Origin of the sequence: Aliidongia sp. (genome assembly GCF_035943795.1) — a bacterium.
Lineage (GTDB): Bacteria > Pseudomonadota > Alphaproteobacteria > ATCC43930 > CGMCC-115725 > Aliidongia.
In genome coordinates this window covers 18,304-34,061 of record NZ_DASZBY010000140.1, presented here as the reverse complement: position 1 = coordinate 34,061, position 15,758 = coordinate 18,304, and the positions used below count along the sequence as shown (strand labels likewise).

The window sequence follows — 15,758 nt, the reverse complement described above, 5'->3', positions numbered from 1 at the left end:
CAGCGCGCCGGGCCCTAGATGTCCTGCTCGATCGGCAGGCTCGATTCGCCGGTCGACTCGTCGAGTTCGACCTCCGTCACCACGCGGTTGCGTCCGGTCTGCTTGGCCTGGTAGAGCGCCGCGTCCGCCCGCTTGATGAGGACGTACGGCGGCTCCCCCAGGCGGTAGAGGCTGACGCCGACGGAGATCGTCACGGTGCCGAAGTTCTTCTTCGTGTCGCGATTGACGATCGCCTTGCTGCCGATCCGTTCGCGCAGATGCTCGGCGACGACGGCGGCGTCCCGCAGATCGGTATTGGGCAACAGGATCGCGAACTCTTCGCCGCCGTAACGCGCCGCCAGATCACGCCCCTTGATGCCCTCGACCATGTATTTCGAGACGAGCTTCAGCACCAGATCGCCGAATTGATGGCCATAGGTGTCGTTGAAATTCTTGAAATGATCGATGTCGATGAGCAGGAGCGTAAGCTCCGTCCCCTGCTCCATCGCTTCCTGCATGCACAGCTTCAGCTGCAGGTCGAAGTTCTTGCGGTTGCCGATCCCCGTCAGGGCGTCGGTCTGTGCCTCGCGGCTCGCATCCTCGACCTGCTTGCGCAACTCGCCGATTTCTTCCGTCGTCTTGGTCAATTGCCGTTCGAGCACCTCGGATCGCTCGATCATGTCGCGGGTCTCGTCCATGACCTGGCGGATGATCGCCCGCACACTGTCCAGCGGATTGTCGGCCAGCAATTCCCGGGTCGTGTGATCCAGCGTTGCGCCATACTGGCGCACTCCCTGGCCGGCATCGCCCAAGGTGCCGAGCACGCCCGCCATCGCGGTGTCGATCTGCTGGGCGAGAACCCGGATCCGCTCCGTATGCTTCGTCCCGCCATAGAAGCGCTCATAGAGGTCCGAGAGCACCTCCGGGGTGAAATCCTGATTGTTCGATATCAGGATATCCATGGCACGCCGGGCCGCCGGCGGCGCGTCCGCGGCAAAACCGTACCAGACGGTGAAGTTCTCCGGCGTGGGCTTGATGCCGCGCCGCTGCATCTGCTCGAGCGATTCCCGCGCGAAGCCTCGTGAGGATTCGAGGTCCGGCTCCATCAGGCTTCGCTCCCGTTCAGGGCCGGCCCGCGTGGCGCGATCATCCGATCACCCGCTTTCTGAGAATGGCTTCGGCCGCTTCGGCAGAGACCGGTCTGGAATAGTAATAGCCTTGGGCGAAGTCGCAACCCAACTCTCGCAGGCGCTCCGCTTCCTCCGCGGCCTCGACGCCTTCCGCAACTACGTCGAGCCCCAGGTCGTGGCCAAGCTCGATGATCGAGCGCACCAGCCGGAACGCCTCCGGCGCGCGGCTCATGCGGCTGACGAACGACCGATCGATCTTGAGCGTGTCGAGGGGAAAGCGGTGCAGATAGCTCAACGAAGAATAGCCGGTGCCGAAATCGTCGAGCGACAGCTCGACACCGCGCCGACGCAGTTCCTCGAGCGTCACGACCATGGATTCCGGATCGCTCATCAGAACGCTCTCGGTGATCTCCAGCTTCAGGCGTCCAGGCGGCAAGGTCAGCCGGTCCAGCAGCTTGTGCAGCCGCATGATACCCGCTCGATCTGAGATCTGCCGCGTGGACAGGTTCACGGCCATCGAGAAGTTCTCGTCGACCAGCCCCGCCTCGGCCCAGCGCTCGCTCTCCTTGGCCGCGCACGTGATCGCGAAGATGCCGAGCGGACCGATCAGGCCGGCTTCCTCGGCCAGCGGGATGAAGCGCATCGGCGGGATCAGCCCCAGTTCCGGATGGCGCCAGCGCATCAGCGCCTCGAAGCCTGCGACCCGGCTCGTGCCATTCTGTTCCAGCGCCACGACCGGCTGGTATTCGAAGAAGATCTGGTCCAGCCGTTCAGCGTGGGTCAGGTCCTTGCCCAATTGCCGCCTCAGGTTGGTCTCGCGCAGCAGGGCATCGTCAAACAGCTCGGTCCGGCTGCCGCCGCGCAACTTCGCCCGATCCAGCGCCAGCCGCGCGTTGCGCAGCAGATCGGCGCCCGACGCCGCATCGCCCAGGGTCGGCGTCGCGATGCCGACCGACACCCCCACCGGCATCTCGACGTCGCCCAGCGAATAGGGCTGCGCCAGGTCGGTCATCATCAGTTCGGCGACGTCGAGGGCCTGGGCATGATCCGGCACCTCCTGGAGCCAGATCGCGAATTCGTCGCCGCCCAGGCGCGACAGCGCATCCTGCGGCTTGACCCGGGCCGCCAGCCGCCGGGCGACAGCGATCAGCAGGGCGTCGCCAGCGCCCGACCCCAGGCTGTCGTTGATGCGCCGGAACTGGTCGATGTTGAACATCAGGACCGCCGTCGCATCGATCGCGGCGGCGCTGTTGCGCGTGTCGACCAGATGGGTGAAGAACGCCCGATTGTTGATGCCGGTCAGCCGGTCTTCATACGCGGCATTCAGCAGGTTGATCTCGTAGGTCTTCCTGAGCGTGATATCCGACTGCGAGCCGGCCATCCGGATCGGCTCGCCGGCGTTGTTGCGGAGCGCGATGCCGCGGCACTGCATCCAGCAATAGCGGCCGTCGCCGTGGCGGACCCGGTATTCGGTGTCCAGCTGCGGCGTGTGACCGGCAATATGTTCGTCGATCTCGCGCTTCAGCCGCAGCACGTCCTCGGGATGGACCCGCGACAGCCAGTCGTCGAGCGTCGAAAGCCGCTTGCCCGGTTCGGCGCCGACGATTTCGCGCCAGCGGCTCGAGTAATAGACCTCGCCCGACGGGATGTCCCAGTCCCAGATGCCATCGTTGGCGGCGCGGGAAATCAGGGCATAGCGCACTTCGCTCGCGAGCAACGCCTCTTCCGCCGCCTTCCGATCCGAGATGTCGTAATAACCGGCCAGGATCGAGGGTTCGCCATTGAATGTCACCGACCGGGCGGCGATCAGCGCCCAGAAGGTGGTGCCGTCAGCACGGCGCATTTCGACTTCGTGGTTTTCGACGGAGCCGTCCCGCCGGATCAGGTCCAGCAGCCGCCCCCGGTCTGCGATGTGAGCGAACAGCGCGTCGGTCGTCAGACCCTCACCGGTCTCGACCAGCGGTGCGAATTGCTGACGCGAGCGGCGGTTGGAGAACACGATGCGCTTGTGGTCGGCGGTCGTCAGGATGATGGGGATCGGCAAGGCTTCGGCAATGATCCGAAAGCGCTCCTTGCGGGCGACCGAGCGCGGACTGGCGACGAGCGAAAGGTCGGCCAGCCGTGCGCCCAGCAGCGCACCGAACGCCAGCAGATAGACCACCGCCACGCCGTCGAAGATCGGTCCGCCCGGCCAGTGGCCCGAGACGGCGGCCAGCCCGATACGATGCACCAGGGCCATCCCGCTGACGACGGTCAATGCCGCACCGATGGCGGCCCGCAGATCGATGAGCAGCGGCCCGATCCAGGCGAGGCCAAAGCCGCTGATCGCCCCGATCGCAAGACTGGCCAGCGATGCCGGGCTCACCAGATTGAGTGGGCCGGTGACGGCGGCGATGCTGACCAGGTGAACCAGCACCAGACCGACCCCGATCACCGCACCGGCGAGACCCGATGGACGATGGTGGCTGTGCCAGACCCGCGGGATGAACCAGGCGAGGCAGGCGACCAGCAGCAACGACCCGCCGACCGCCACGGGCTGCAGCTGCGCCGGATCCGCAGCCGCCCCCACGACCAGCACCGCCATCTGCAAAGCCCAGAGAACGAGGCCAATCGCAAAAAACGCCACCACGCGTCTCAGGCGCGCAGTCCAGCTTCCGGTGGACGCCAGATCACGGGAAGGCGAAGCGGCTGTGGAGGTCTGGCTCAAGGTCTATGATCGCCCGCGCTGCATCTCGGCATGAGACAAAAAAGCCGCCGATAGGTTTGGCGCGTCGACTGACATACCGTCGAAACGGCCGAAGGAATGCACGGCAACCGACTTCGGGCCGGCGGAAAGCGCACCCCTTATCCTTTTAGCCGCAAAGAATGGTTTCCGCGATGGTCGTCCTCATCCCTGTAAAAAAATATCGGAAATTATCGAAAAGAAAGACCTGAAAAATGTTTCGTTAACGAGATAAGCGCCATGATCCGGCATCCAGACTCCGTGATTACTCGTTGCTGGGGAGGTCGCAATGGCACATTTTTCGTCACAAACCCTCGAAACCTTGATCGATCTCGTCGAGATCAAACTGAGCTATCTCGATGTCACCGATCGGGAAGACAGGCTCGAATTGAAGCGCCTGCAGCATGCCCTCGCAGAGCTGGGCGCCGAGCGCCGCGGCGCCGCACCGAAGCGGGCGGCGCACGGGGCGGTCGCGGCGCACTTCTAGGCCTTCGGCGCCTCGACGCCGAACAGGCCCTGGGGCCGATAGATCAGGACCAGGCATAGGATGCCGAACACGGCCACATCGCGATAGGCGTAGCCGAGGTAGGCGGTCCAGAACGTCTCGAGCATGCCGATGGCGAAGCCGCCGATGACGGCGCCTGGCAGCGAGCCGAAGCCGCCGAGCAGGGCCGCCGTCAGCGCCTTGAAGCCGATCACGAAACCCATCGCGGCATCCGCCTCGCCGTAGTAGACCGACACGATGAGGCCGGCCAATGCGGCAAGACCCGCGCCGCCCGCGGAGGTCCAGCCCACGACCCGGTCGACGTTGATGCCGAGCATCGACGCCATGAACAGATCGTCGGCGCAGGCGCGATAGGCCCGTCCGACCCGGCTCGACCGGATGGTCCATGCGAACGCGGCACCCACGAGCAGGGCGACGCCCAGCAGGATCAGTTGCGTGTCGCCGATCATGACGGGGAAACCCGCCTGCTCGAACAATTCATGGTGCCCGGTGAAGATCGGGTCCTGCCATTTGTCGTTGGGGCCCTGGACGACGCGCAGCCCGTTCTCGAGCAGGATGGCGAGCCCGATGCCGGCCAGCAACGGCGTCAGCCGCCCCTGGTCGCGCAACGGCCGATAGGCCACCCGGTCGATGACCCAGCCCCACAGTGCCATGACCGGAATGATGGCGAGGCCGACCAGCCCCAGCAGGATCACGCCACGGAACGCGCCGAGATCGACACCGACCGCCATCAGCAGGATCGTCAGCAGCGCACCGGTGGCGTAGATCTGGCCGAAGGCGAACTGGATCGTTCCCGTCACGCCATAGACCAGGGAATAGCCGACGGCGACGAGCGCCAGGACGGCGCCCAGCACGAGGCCGTTCAGCAGTTCCTGCACGAAATATGGAAAGCTGCGGCCGGGTGGAATGCTCATCGGCGCGTTGTTAGCCAATTCGCCCAGATCGACCGGCACCCCGACCGCGGCGCTCAGCATGATGAGGCGCGTCGGCGACACGGTCATCTCGTCGAGTTCGACCGACCGCAGGATCGGCCGGTCGTTCAAATGTTCGAGCGGCGTGAATTCGCAGGAGCCGCGATGCGGCGCCCGGCCGTCATGGCCGATGAGCGACAGGGCCAATCGACCGTCGTCACTGTCGGCAGGCGAGACGGCATAATCCGCCGGCCCGGCATCGAGCAGCGTTTCGAGCGCCCGGCTGCAGATGTCGGTCCGCTCGGAATCGTCGCGACAGCCGCCGAGGCACAAGCCCATCAACAGGAAGACCAGAAGCAGGGGGGCGAATCGCATGCCTTTCGAAAGCAACGCTCCCCGGATCGCCGATCCACCCCGTGGCTTCATGGAGCCGGCGCTTCGATCGGAATGTTGTCGATCAGGCGCGTCTTGCCGAGCCGCGCGGCAACGAACAACCGGGCGGGGCGGGCCAGATCCTCGACCGGTTCCAGGCGTTCGGCGTCGCAGATCGCCACATAGTCGATCGGGCCGAACCCGGCCGCGGCCAGCCGCGCCCTCGCCGATTCCAGCAGTTCGGCGAACGGGGCGTGGCCTGCGAGCGCGGCCGCAGCCGTCTCCTGCATGACCTGCGGCAGCAGGGATGCGGCCTGCCGCTCATCGGTGCTCAGATAGATGTTGCGCGACGAGAGCGCCAGGCCATCGGCCTCACGCACGGTCGGCACGCCGACGATTCGGGTCGGGATGTCCAGATCGCACGCCATGCGGCGGACCACCTGAAGCTGCTGATAATCCTTCTGGCCGAAATAGGCCCGGTCGGGCAGGACCTGCAGCAGCAGTTTCGCGACCACGGTCGCGACGCCCTGAAAATGTCCCGGCCGAAACGGACCGCACAGCCCGTCGGTCAGGCCCGACACGGCGACGTGGGTCGCAAAGCCGCCGGGATACATGGCATCAACGGTCGGCGCCCAGACCAGATGGCCGCCGACGGCGGCGAACTTGGCGACGTCGTCCGCCTCGCGGCGCGGATAGGCGCCGAAATCCTCGTTCGGCCCGAATTGCGTCGGATTGACGAAAATGCTGACGACTGCGCATTCACCCGCCTCCAGCGCACGGCGGACCAGGGTGAGATGGCCCTCGTGCAGAGCGCCCATGGTCGGGATCAGTCCGATGCGGGCGCCTTCGCGGCGCCATTGCGCGATCCGGTCGCGCAGGTCGGCCACGGTGCGGAGTATCGGCGGGGCGACGATCGACATCAAAGCGGGTCCGAAGCGGCCAATGGGGCCGCGACTATAAGCCCTCCGCGCAACCGCACCAGTGCCGCGTGCAAGTCATTCGGCGACATCGTGAAACCTCGTATAATCCACCGCCCGCCGGCCGTCGGCACGGACGGTGAAGATGTCGGCGAACCGGGCGTTCCAGCGCACGGTGTCGGCGTTATAGGCATAGCGCGCATACACGGTCTGGGCGAAGGTCTCGTCGGTCCCGGTCATGGTGCAGACGAAGCTCATGTCGTCGAGCTCCATCATCTCGGGCGTCACGTCGTGCAGCGGGCTCGCCTCGTCGATCCGATGCATGACGGTCCAGGTCAGCGCGAACACCGGCGTGTGGTCGCGAACCAACGTCAAGTCGTGGAACCGGCGCATGACATGGCCTTCAGCCGACCGCTCGGACCGCAGGACATAGAAGCGCATCTGCGCCTCGACGATCTGGTTGCGCCGCTGGTTGGCGACCCGGAACATCAGATGCGGGGCGCCGCCGAAATTATCGACGACCGCAATGTGGCTGAAAGTCATGCGCGCGGTCGGCCGCGACACCCGGGCGAACAGCAGGCCGGTCGACAGTGCCATGGTCATCATGCCGTAGACCGTTTCGGCCGTGGCGATCAGGTTGGCCGCCAGGGTCTGGGGATACATGTCGCCATAGCCGATCGTCGCCATGGTCTGGACGCTGAAGAAGAACGCGTCGGCGAACGAGCCCGGACGGGCATGGGCGACATCCTCGGGAAAGCACAGGTAGAGGCAGGCGAACAATCCATTCGCGGCGATCCAGGTGCCGGCGAGCAACAGCAGCAACGCCAGGATCGGGATGGTCATCAGGAAATGATAGGTGTCACGCCACCCGCTGTTTTCGAAGCCGATCCGGGCGACGTCCTCCGCGTCGCGGCCAAAGGCACTGGGCGACGCCGTCTTGCGCGGCTTTGCGCGCCTATGGTCGGCCGAAGCTGCCATCGGGACGGGTCAGCTGGCCGGCGGCGGGTCGGTATCCGCCGCAGGTGGCGGCGACGGATTGAAGGCCTGAGCCAACCCCTCGGTCGAGGTATCGACCAGTGCCGTGAGCGCCTGCTGCCGGTCCGGCAGGTCGACGCGGGCCATGAGGGCGGCCGCGGCGATGGGATCGCCATCGGCCTCGCGCACCGTCTCGGCCTTGGCCGCGGCCTTCAACGCCGATGCATTGGCCTGGGCCGGGCGCAGCACGGCGCTTTCGACGTAACCGGGCGATCCGTCGTTCAATGTCAGCTGGACCCAGCCGGGTGCCGCCTCGCCACCGGGGCCCTGCACCCGTTGGGTCCGGCGCAGATTGGCGACGCGGGAGGCAGTCGCCGTCGGCTTGGCATAGATCGCCGCCGCTGTGGTCGCGACGAAGAAATGAGCCGGCGGGGGCGCCGCGGCCGCCGCACGTGCGACCTTCAGATCCGTTCCGGGCCGGGCGGCGGCCAGCCGGTCGGCGACCTCGCGCAGCATCGCCTCGTGCTGGCCCAGCCGCCGGGCGGCATCCTGCGCCACCGCGATCTCACTCTCGAAGTTCGCCCGTTCCGCGGCGAGCAGGGGCGCCGCCTGCGCTACGGCCAGGCTGCCGCCGGCGACGCCGTTGCGGATCTCTTCAGCCCGATCGAGCCGGCAGGACTTCAAGGTGGCGAAGCTCGACGTCATGTGGTCGACCGCAGCGCTGTCCTTGGCGAGATCGACCGACAGGGTGCGGGCCTGGTCGCCGGGATCCTGCACGGTACGGCGCAGGGCGGCGTAATAGCCGTCGGCCCCGCCGGCCTGGTCCGACGGCAGGCCCGCGCGGTCGGTAGCCGCGCCGAAATCGGCGCGCTCGACCAGGCAACTGCCGCTCGCCTGCGGTCTCGGGGCCTCGGTCTGACAGGCGGCGAGACCGGCCAGCAAAGCGCACGTCAGGGCCCGGGCGATCGGGTCGGAAAGCAAGGAACGAATCATCGGGGGTGTGGGATCGCGATTTCCAGGGCAGGGCACGGCTCGGCGCCACGATACAGGACCCGGCGGCGAGAGACAGCCCTTAAGTCACCCGACGGAAAGTCAGGTTGATGCGCTGCGCGCCGAGGGTCGCGTGACGGCCGGGCAGCACCCGGTCGACGCCGTGGTAGGCGAGCCGTGCCGGGCCTCCGAAAACCAGCACGTCACCATGGTCGAGCACGAAGGACAGGGTCGGACCGCCCCGGCTGGTACCGCCGATGCGGAACCGGGCCGACAGCCCGAACGAGACCGACACGATCGGTGCCGCCCGATCCCGTTCGTCGCGGTCCTGATGCGCGCCCATGCGCGACTCGGTGTCGTAGAGATTGACCAGGCAGGCTTCGGGCACGAATCCTGGAAAACTCGAGGCTTCGGCCGCGGCCGCGGCGAGTTCGGCCATCGGTGCGGGCATCGCCGGCCAGGGCCGCCCGGTCGACGGATCGTCGGACACGTAGCGATAGCCGTCGCGATCGGTCACCCAGCCGAGCGGCCCGCAATTGGTCATGGCGACCGACATCGCCTTGCCGCCGGGCGTCAACATCTTGCGCGGCGGGCTGGCCTCGATCACCGCCAGGGCCGCCTGCAGCACCGCGTCCCCCGCCAGCGCCTTGAACAGGGTGATGCCGGGGCCGACGGTGAGCCGGCTCACCACGTCGTCTCCATCACGGCAGCCGGGTCGATCAGCCGCTGCAGGCGCAGTGCGGCCAGATGGGCGAACCGGAGCGTGACCGCCTTGCGCCGCGCGGCGACCAGGCGATGCTCCGACGCGGGCCGGACGATCTCGGCGCCGAACCCGTCGGCCAGGATCAGCCCGCAATCGTCCGGGATGAGCTCGACCGGAAAGCTCTCCGGCACCGCAAAGAACAGCTTGTCGCAGAACTCCCGGTATTCCGGCCATTTCCGGTCGGTGCGGAAATCCTCGATCGAGGATTTGACCTCGACGATCGTGATGTCGCCGGCCCGGTCGAGCGTCATCACGTCGGCGCGCCGTCCGTTGGCGAGCGGCATCTCGGTCAGGCCGGCAAATCCATGGGCGGCGAGCATCCGGCACACGCCGCGCGCCAGCAGCACGCCGGCCTGCACCCTCGCCCCGCCTTCGCTCGGCACCATGCGCTTGTCCTTGTTTTGTTCCAAACCGGATCATAAGAAACCAAATGCCGGGCGCGTGGCAAGGCCGCCATGCTCGGCAACGCCTTGTCGTCCCTTCCGGCCGCCGCTAGTAAGGAACGCTTGCGTTCCCATCGGTGGGAACGAAGTCGTCCCACTCAGTCCATCGAACAGGACACCATGACCGCCAACGACCGGCCCGAGGCCCCTGCCGCCCTGCCGCGCGATGAGGCTGCCGCCTTTCGCGCCTCCAACGCGTCCAACGAATTCCGCCAGGCGCGGCTGGGCAAACTCGAGGCGATGAAGCGTCTGGGCGTCAATCCCTATCCCTATCGCTTCGAGCGAACGGCGCTGGCGGCCGGGATCGAGCAGGAATTCGCCGAACTGCCGGTGGGCGAGACGACCGACAAGTCCGTCAGGATCTGCGGCCGCATCAGGGCGATCCGCAATTCGGGCATGTTCATCGACCTGCACGACCAGAGCGGCAAGATCCAGGTGTTCTGCCACAAGGACTACATGACGCCCGAACAGATCGAGCTGGTAAAGCTCCTGGACCTGGGCGACATGCTGGGCGTGACCGGCCTGGTGCGCCGCACGCCGCGCGGCGAGCTGACGGTCAATGCCTCGGAAGTCACGGTCCTGGCCAAGGCGCTGCTGCCACTGCCGGAAAAATATCACGGGCTCAGCGACCTCGAGACGCGCTATCGCCAGCGCTATCTCGACCTGATCATGAACCCCGAAAGCCGCGAGACGCTGCGCAAGCGCAGCCTGATCATCGCCGCGATGCGCAGCTTTCTGATCGAACGCGGCTTCCTCGAGGTCGAGACGCCCATGCTGCACACGATCGCCGGCGGCGCCACCGCCCGGCCGTTCGTGACCCACCACAACACGCTCGACATGGATCTCTTCCTGCGCATCGCGCCGGAACTGCACCTGAAACGGCTGATCGTCGGCGGCCTGTCGGACAAGGTGTTCGAGATCAACCGGAACTTCCGCAACGAGGGCGTGTCGCCGCGGCACAATCCGGAATTCACCATGATGGAGTTGTATTGGGCGTTCGCCGATTACAACGACATCCGCACCCTGGTGGAAGACATGGTCGCCCACGCGGCGATCGCCGCCAACGGCACGACCAAGGTCATGGTCGGCGCGAACGAGATCGAGTTCGCCGGTCCCTGGGCGCGCCGCTCGATGATCGACCTGGTCAAGGACGAGACGGGTGTCGACTTCAACATGATCGACACGGCCGAGGCGGCGCGTGATGCGGCAAAGCGCCTGGGCGTGAAGATCGAAGGGCACGAGAACTGGGGTCAGGCGGTCGAGGCCGTGTTCGGCGACAAGGTCGAACATACCCTGATCCAGCCGACCCATGTGATGGACCACCCGCTCGACATCTCGCCGCTGACCAAGGTCCACCGTGACAATCCTCGGCTGGTCGAACGGTTCGAGACGGTCGTCAACGGCATCGAATTGACCAACGCCTATTCGGAGCTGACCGACCCGCAGGACCAGTTCGACCGGTTCGCCGAACAGATGAAGCAGCGTGACCAGGGCGACGACGAGGCCCAGCAACTCGACGTCGACTTCATCACGGCGCTGGAATACGGCCTGCCGCCGACCGGCGGCCTGGGCGTGGGCATCGACCGGCTGGTCATGATGCTGACCAACAGCCCGGCGATCCGCGACGTGATCGCCTTCCCGACCATGCGACCGGCAACCTGAAACCATCCGGTTTATCATTGGCGTTCGACTTGGGCTTCTGGCCCCGGTCGATTGTCCATTTTCGGTGACCGCATCTTGGCGAACATTTGCGCGACTCGGAGCGGAGGCCTTTGCCAATTCTGTCGCCGCGCACATTACGTGGCGGTGACTTCCGACCGTGCGCCGCTATGCTGACGAAGGAAGACTGTCGAGAACTCGGCTTTTCTGACATTTTTTGATAATTATCTCCGTTGCCCTCTTCCGTTTATTGTGGCAAGGCACTATTTACGGTGTCAGCAGCCGCTGCACGTCCCCTCTAGCGACGTCTCCGCATCGATGAAATCCGCCACCGCGGCCGAGGTTTCATCTAGGAGCGTCAAAAAAATAGAGAGATCTGACACTATCGACGTGTCGCGCGCTCGCCCCCCGGCAAGTCCGGGACTAATCCCCGATGCGGGTGATACCATCCGTCATCGAGTCGTCTTGTGAAGGTTACCAATGACAGCTAGCTCTCCATCACCGGAGACCATTCGTTTCATCGCCCGGATTCTCGCCGCGCAGCCGACCTCGGTCGCCGACGTGGCCCAGACGATCGTCAACATCGTGCGCGCCGTCGACACGCTCGGCGCGCCGGCGGCCAGGCCGGACACGGCACCGCTGCCGAAGGCGCGCACGGTCAGGACTGCCCCCGCCCATGCGGTGTCGGAAGTCGAGGTCTCCACGGTGCCCAAGACGATCGTGCTGAAGCCCCGCGGTGAGCGCGCGAGTGTCGCACGGACCCGGCGCCGTCTCGTCGAGGCGCCCCCGGCGGAGGAGCCGCTGGAGGAAGCGGCACCGGAGCCGACGCAGCAGCCCCGGCTGCTGCGCCGGGCCGAAATCGTCCAGCCCGAGGTGGACCCGGCCGCATCGCTGCAGCCGATCCGCCCGGCGGGCGGCCCCGTGCGCGGCGTCGTCAAATGGTTCGACGGCAAGACCGGCAAGGGCGCGCTGCGCCTGACCGGCGTGTCGGGCGACGTGGCGCTGGAGCGCGGCGTGCTCGAACAATCCGCCATCAAGCGGCTCTACAAGGATCAGGAGATCGAGGCGACGATCGAGGACCTGGGCCGGGGACGGGTCACCCTCGTATCGCTGAGCCTGCCCGGCCGCAACCCTGCTTCGGCCGCCGCCGGTTTCCTGGGCGGCAGCGATGGGACGACCACCGTCCGGCGGCAAGCCCGGTCGATCCTGGTGGAAGTAAGGCGCGACGGCGGGCGGGCGACCAGCGCGCGCGAAGAGGCCGAGCATGTCCTGGGCGGCATCGAGCGCCTGCGCAACACCCGCCGCATGACTCCGTCGAAGTAGCGCCAAGCGAACCTGTGCCGTCTCAGGGCGGCGTCTCCGGTCTCATCGTTTCCAGTCGTAAGGATAGGAATAAAAATGTCCGATAAGCCGACCCCATCCAGCCACGGCGAAGTCCTGCGCATGGTCACCGATGTCATCGCCAGCTATCTGAAGAAGAATCCGGTTGCGGCCAGCGATCTGCCGGGCGTGATCGCAACCGTCTATGGCGCTTTCTCCGCCCCCCAGTCGGGAACGGTCGAACCGGTCGTCGAGCGGCCGGAGCCGGCCGTGCCGATCAAGCGTTCGGTGACGCCCGACTTCATCATCTGCCTGGAGGACGGCAAACAGCTCAAGATGCTGAAGCGGCATCTGGCGACGTCCTACAACCTGACGCCGGACGAATATCGCGCCCGTTGGGGCCTGCCGGCGGACTATCCGATGGTGGCACCGAATTACGCGACCCAGCGTTCGGCCCTCGCCAAGCAGATCGGTCTCGGTTCGCGCGCCCGGGACGGCAAGCCGGTCCGGAAGGCAAAGACCGTCTAACGACCAAGGCCGCTCCAGCACGACCAGCCGCCGCCGCCTCTCCCGAGGTGGCGGCGTCAATATTCGAGCAGGCTCGCGATCCGACGTTCGTCCGACTGGGCCATCACCTGGCCTGCGAGCCGGGTCGCCTCGGCGAGACTGAGCATGCGCAGGCGCTGCTTGACCCGCGGCAGGCTGGCCGGCGTCATCGACAGGGTGCGAATGCCCAACCCCAGCAGCAGGGGGGTGAAGCGGGGATCGCCGGCGATCTCGCCGCACACGCTGATCGGGATCCCGGCACGCACCGCCGCCTCGGCGGAGAACTGGATCAGCCGCAGCACGGCCGGATGCAGCGTGTTATAGAGGTGGGCGACCTGATCGTCGCCGCGATCGATCGCCAGCGTGTATTGCGTGAGGTCGTTGGTCCCAAGTGCGAAGAAATCGCATTCGGCCGCGAAGGCGTCGGCGGCAAGCGCCGCCCCCGGCACCTCGATCATGATGCCGAGCGGCGGCAGCGGGTCGGCGATGCGGACGCCCGCCGCCTTGAGCCGTTCGGCCGTTGCCAGCAGCACCGTGCGCGTGTCGCGCACCTCGGATAGCGACGAGATCATCGGCAGCAGGATGCGCACCGGCCCCTCGGCGCCGGCGCGAAGGATGGCCGCCAGCTGGGTCTCCAGCAGCGGGCGATACTTGAGCGACAGGCGGATGGCGCGCAGGCCCAGCGCCGGGTTCGGACTGTCGGCCGTGATGCCGCGCAGGCTGTAGGCGAGCTTGTCGCCGCCGATGTCGAGCGTGCGGATGGTGACCGGCGCGCCGGCCATGCCGCGCACCAATAGCGTCAGCGCCTCGACCTGCTCGTCCTCGCTCGGCGGGTTCTCGCGATTCATGAACAGAAATTCGGTCCGGACCAGGCCGATGCCGGCGGCAGCGACCTCGATCGCCTGGGCCAGTTCGCGCGGCAGCTCGATATTGACCTGCAAATCGACCGCGACCCCGTCGCGCGTGACCGACGGCAATTGCCGCAGCAGGTCGAGCTGGCGCTTCTCGCGCTGCGCCACCAGCCGCTCGGCCTCGTAATGGGCCAGGGTCGCCGGCGACGGATTGATCGTGACCGTGCCGGCGCTGCCGTTGACCAGCACCACGTCGCCATGGCCGACGCCCTGCAGCAAACCGACGCAGCCGAGCACGGCGGGAATCCCCAGCGACCGCGCCATGATCGCCGTGTGGCTCTCGGCACCGCCGAGGGCGGTCGCAAAGCCGGCGACGCGCGCCGGGTCCATCAGCGCCGTGTCCGCCGGCGTCAATTCATCGGCGAGCAGCACCGTGCCTTCGGGCAGCTTGCCGATCGCGGTGAACGGCGTCTTGGTCAGGTTGCGGATGAGCCGCGAGCCCACCACACGGATATCGTCGATGCGGGCCGCCAGATAAGCGTCGCCCATCAGCGCGAAGCTCTCCGCGATCGCCTCGATCTCGATGCGGACCGCGGCCTCGGCATTGATCGCCTGGCCCTGGATGCGCGCCACCACGCCCCGGATCAGGCGTGAATGGGTCAACATCGCCAGATGGGCGTCGAGCAGGTAACCGACCTCTTCCGCCGCCGGCCCATGCAGCGCCGCCGACTTGTCCTTGAGCTTGGACAATTGATGGCGCGATAGGCCGACCGCGGCGTCGAACCGGTCGAGCTCGGTCGAAATCTGGCTGGTGGCGATGCCGTATTCCGGCACCGACAGCGCCGCCAGATCCGAGACGTGCGCGGATCCGAGCGCCAGGCCGGGCGACACGCCCAGCCCCGTGATCACCCGCTCCGCGCGTGCGCCCGTCGGGGGATCAGTCGATCGCGTCGTCTCAATCCTGCTCATCGAACGCGTCCGAGACGAGGCCGGCCATCGCCTCGATCGCCGCATCGGCCTGCCGGCCCGTCGCCCGGATTTCGATCGTCGTGCCGATCGAGGCGGCGAGCATCATCAGCCCCATGATCGAGCGGCCGCTGACGACGCTGCCGTTCTTCGCGACCCGGACATCGGCATCGAACTGTTCGGCCAATTTGACGAATCTTGCCGCCGCGCGCGCATGGAGCCCCCGCTTATTGCAGATCGTGACCATCCGGCGCACGGTCGCGCCGTCCATCCCGTCGTCGCTCATATCGGCCTCACCCGCGCGCATCGGCGAGCAGCTGCGAGGCGACGTTGATGTACTTGCGGCCGGCCTCCTGCGCGCCCGTGACCGCGGCGCCCAGGGTTTCGGTCTGGCGCAGGCTGGCGAGCTTGATCAGCATCGGCAGGTTGATGCCCGCGATCACTTCGATGCGGGCCTTCTCCATCACCGAGATCGCGAGATTGGACGGCGTGCCGCCGAACATGTCGGTCAGGATGACGACGCCGCGCCCGGCCTCGACCTTGGCGATCGAATCCACGATGTCCTGGCGGCGCTGCTCCATATCGTCCTCAGGACCGATGCAGATCGCGGCGATGTTGGTTTGCGGACCGACCACATGCTCCAGCGCGGCGATGAATTCCGCGGCCAGACGACCATGGGTCACGAGAACCATTCCGATCATGCGTGTTC

General features: G+C 66.7%; 15 protein-coding genes. 4 read left to right on the top strand and 11 right to left on the bottom strand.

The features are described from left to right. Nucleotides 1–14: 14 nt before the first annotated feature. Together VGV37_RS26805 and VGV37_RS26800 are read right to left on the bottom strand one after the other, a co-directional pair. A complete protein-coding gene (locus tag VGV37_RS26805) occupies nt 15–1,085 on the bottom strand; it encodes a GGDEF domain-containing protein (RefSeq protein ID WP_326882871.1) in 1,071 nt (356 codons plus the stop codon). Between the two features lie 40 nt (nt 1,086–1,125). Then, nucleotides 1,126–3,735, bottom strand: coding sequence for a bifunctional diguanylate cyclase/phosphodiesterase (locus tag VGV37_RS26800; protein WP_326882870.1), 2,610 nt, complete (start codon nt 3,733–3,735; stop codon nt 1,126–1,128). 385 nt (nt 3,736–4,120) lie between these two features. Between VGV37_RS26800 and VGV37_RS26795 the strand changes: the two genes are divergently transcribed. Beyond that, nucleotides 4,121–4,318: a hypothetical protein gene (locus tag VGV37_RS26795; protein ID WP_326882869.1), complete on the top strand. Its 198-nt coding sequence runs from the start codon at nt 4,121–4,123 to the stop codon at nt 4,316–4,318. On the opposite strand, the gene VGV37_RS26790 is transcribed toward VGV37_RS26795, so the two are convergent. From VGV37_RS26790 to VGV37_RS26765, 6 genes are all read right to left on the bottom strand, one after another. Further along, nucleotides 4,315–5,622, bottom strand: a complete 1,308-nt coding sequence (locus VGV37_RS26790; RefSeq protein ID WP_326882868.1) for a branched-chain amino acid ABC transporter permease — start codon at nt 5,620–5,622, stop codon at nt 4,315–4,317. The genes VGV37_RS26795 and VGV37_RS26790 overlap by 4 nt on opposite strands. A gap of 47 nt (nt 5,623–5,669) precedes the next feature. Then, nucleotides 5,670–6,539, bottom strand: coding sequence for a pantoate--beta-alanine ligase (gene panC, locus VGV37_RS26785; protein WP_326882867.1), 870 nt, complete (start codon nt 6,537–6,539; stop codon nt 5,670–5,672). A 75-nt stretch (nt 6,540–6,614) separates the two neighbouring features. Beyond that, a complete protein-coding gene (locus tag VGV37_RS26780) occupies nt 6,615–7,514 on the bottom strand; it encodes an ion channel (protein WP_326882866.1) in 900 nt (299 codons plus the stop codon). A 9-nt stretch (nt 7,515–7,523) separates the two neighbouring features. After that, nucleotides 7,524–8,504: a hypothetical protein gene (locus VGV37_RS26775; RefSeq protein WP_326882865.1), complete on the bottom strand. Its 981-nt coding sequence runs from the start codon at nt 8,502–8,504 to the stop codon at nt 7,524–7,526. Nucleotides 8,505–8,583: 79 nt separating this feature from the next. Continuing rightward, entirely contained in the window at nt 8,584–9,189 is a 606-nt protein-coding gene (locus VGV37_RS26770) for an alpha-ketoglutarate-dependent dioxygenase AlkB (protein ID WP_326882863.1), read from the bottom strand. Next, nucleotides 9,186–9,650 (bottom strand): MmcB family DNA repair protein, encoded by a 465-nt coding sequence (locus VGV37_RS26765; RefSeq protein WP_326882862.1) that lies wholly within the window; start codon nt 9,648–9,650, stop codon nt 9,186–9,188. The genes VGV37_RS26770 and VGV37_RS26765 overlap by 4 nt, the downstream gene beginning before the upstream one ends. 177 nt (nt 9,651–9,827) lie before the next feature. On the opposite strand from VGV37_RS26765, the gene lysS reads away from it, so the two are divergent. The 3 genes from lysS to VGV37_RS26750 all read left to right on the top strand — a co-directional run bounded on the left by lysS (nt 9,828) and on the right by VGV37_RS26750 (nt 13,214). Further along, entirely contained in the window at nt 9,828–11,369 is a 1,542-nt protein-coding gene (gene lysS / locus VGV37_RS26760) for a lysine--tRNA ligase (RefSeq protein ID WP_326882861.1), read from the top strand. A 477-nt stretch (nt 11,370–11,846) separates the two neighbouring features. Further along, nucleotides 11,847–12,689: a hypothetical protein gene (locus VGV37_RS26755; protein WP_326882860.1), complete on the top strand. Its 843-nt coding sequence runs from the start codon at nt 11,847–11,849 to the stop codon at nt 12,687–12,689. A gap of 75 nt (nt 12,690–12,764) precedes the next feature. Beyond that, nucleotides 12,765–13,214, top strand: coding sequence for a MucR family transcriptional regulator (locus tag VGV37_RS26750; protein WP_326882859.1), 450 nt, complete (start codon nt 12,765–12,767; stop codon nt 13,212–13,214). 56 nt (nt 13,215–13,270) lie between these two features. Here VGV37_RS26750 and ptsP read toward each other — a convergent pair whose 3' ends face one another. From ptsP to VGV37_RS26735, 3 genes are read right to left on the bottom strand one after another with little or no spacing between them, the layout of a single operon-like run. Beyond that, nucleotides 13,271–15,052 (bottom strand): phosphoenolpyruvate--protein phosphotransferase, encoded by a 1,782-nt coding sequence (gene ptsP, locus VGV37_RS26745; protein ID WP_326882858.1) that lies wholly within the window; start codon nt 15,050–15,052, stop codon nt 13,271–13,273. Then, entirely contained in the window at nt 15,039–15,335 is a 297-nt protein-coding gene (locus VGV37_RS26740) for an HPr family phosphocarrier protein (protein WP_326882857.1), read from the bottom strand. Before VGV37_RS26740 ends, ptsP begins: the two co-directional genes overlap by 14 nt. A gap of 7 nt (nt 15,336–15,342) precedes the next feature. Next, on the bottom strand, nt 15,343–15,750 hold the full coding sequence (locus tag VGV37_RS26735; protein ID WP_326882856.1) for a PTS sugar transporter subunit IIA: 408 nt from the start codon (nt 15,748–15,750) through the stop codon (nt 15,343–15,345). Nucleotides 15,751–15,758: the final 8 nt, after the last annotated feature.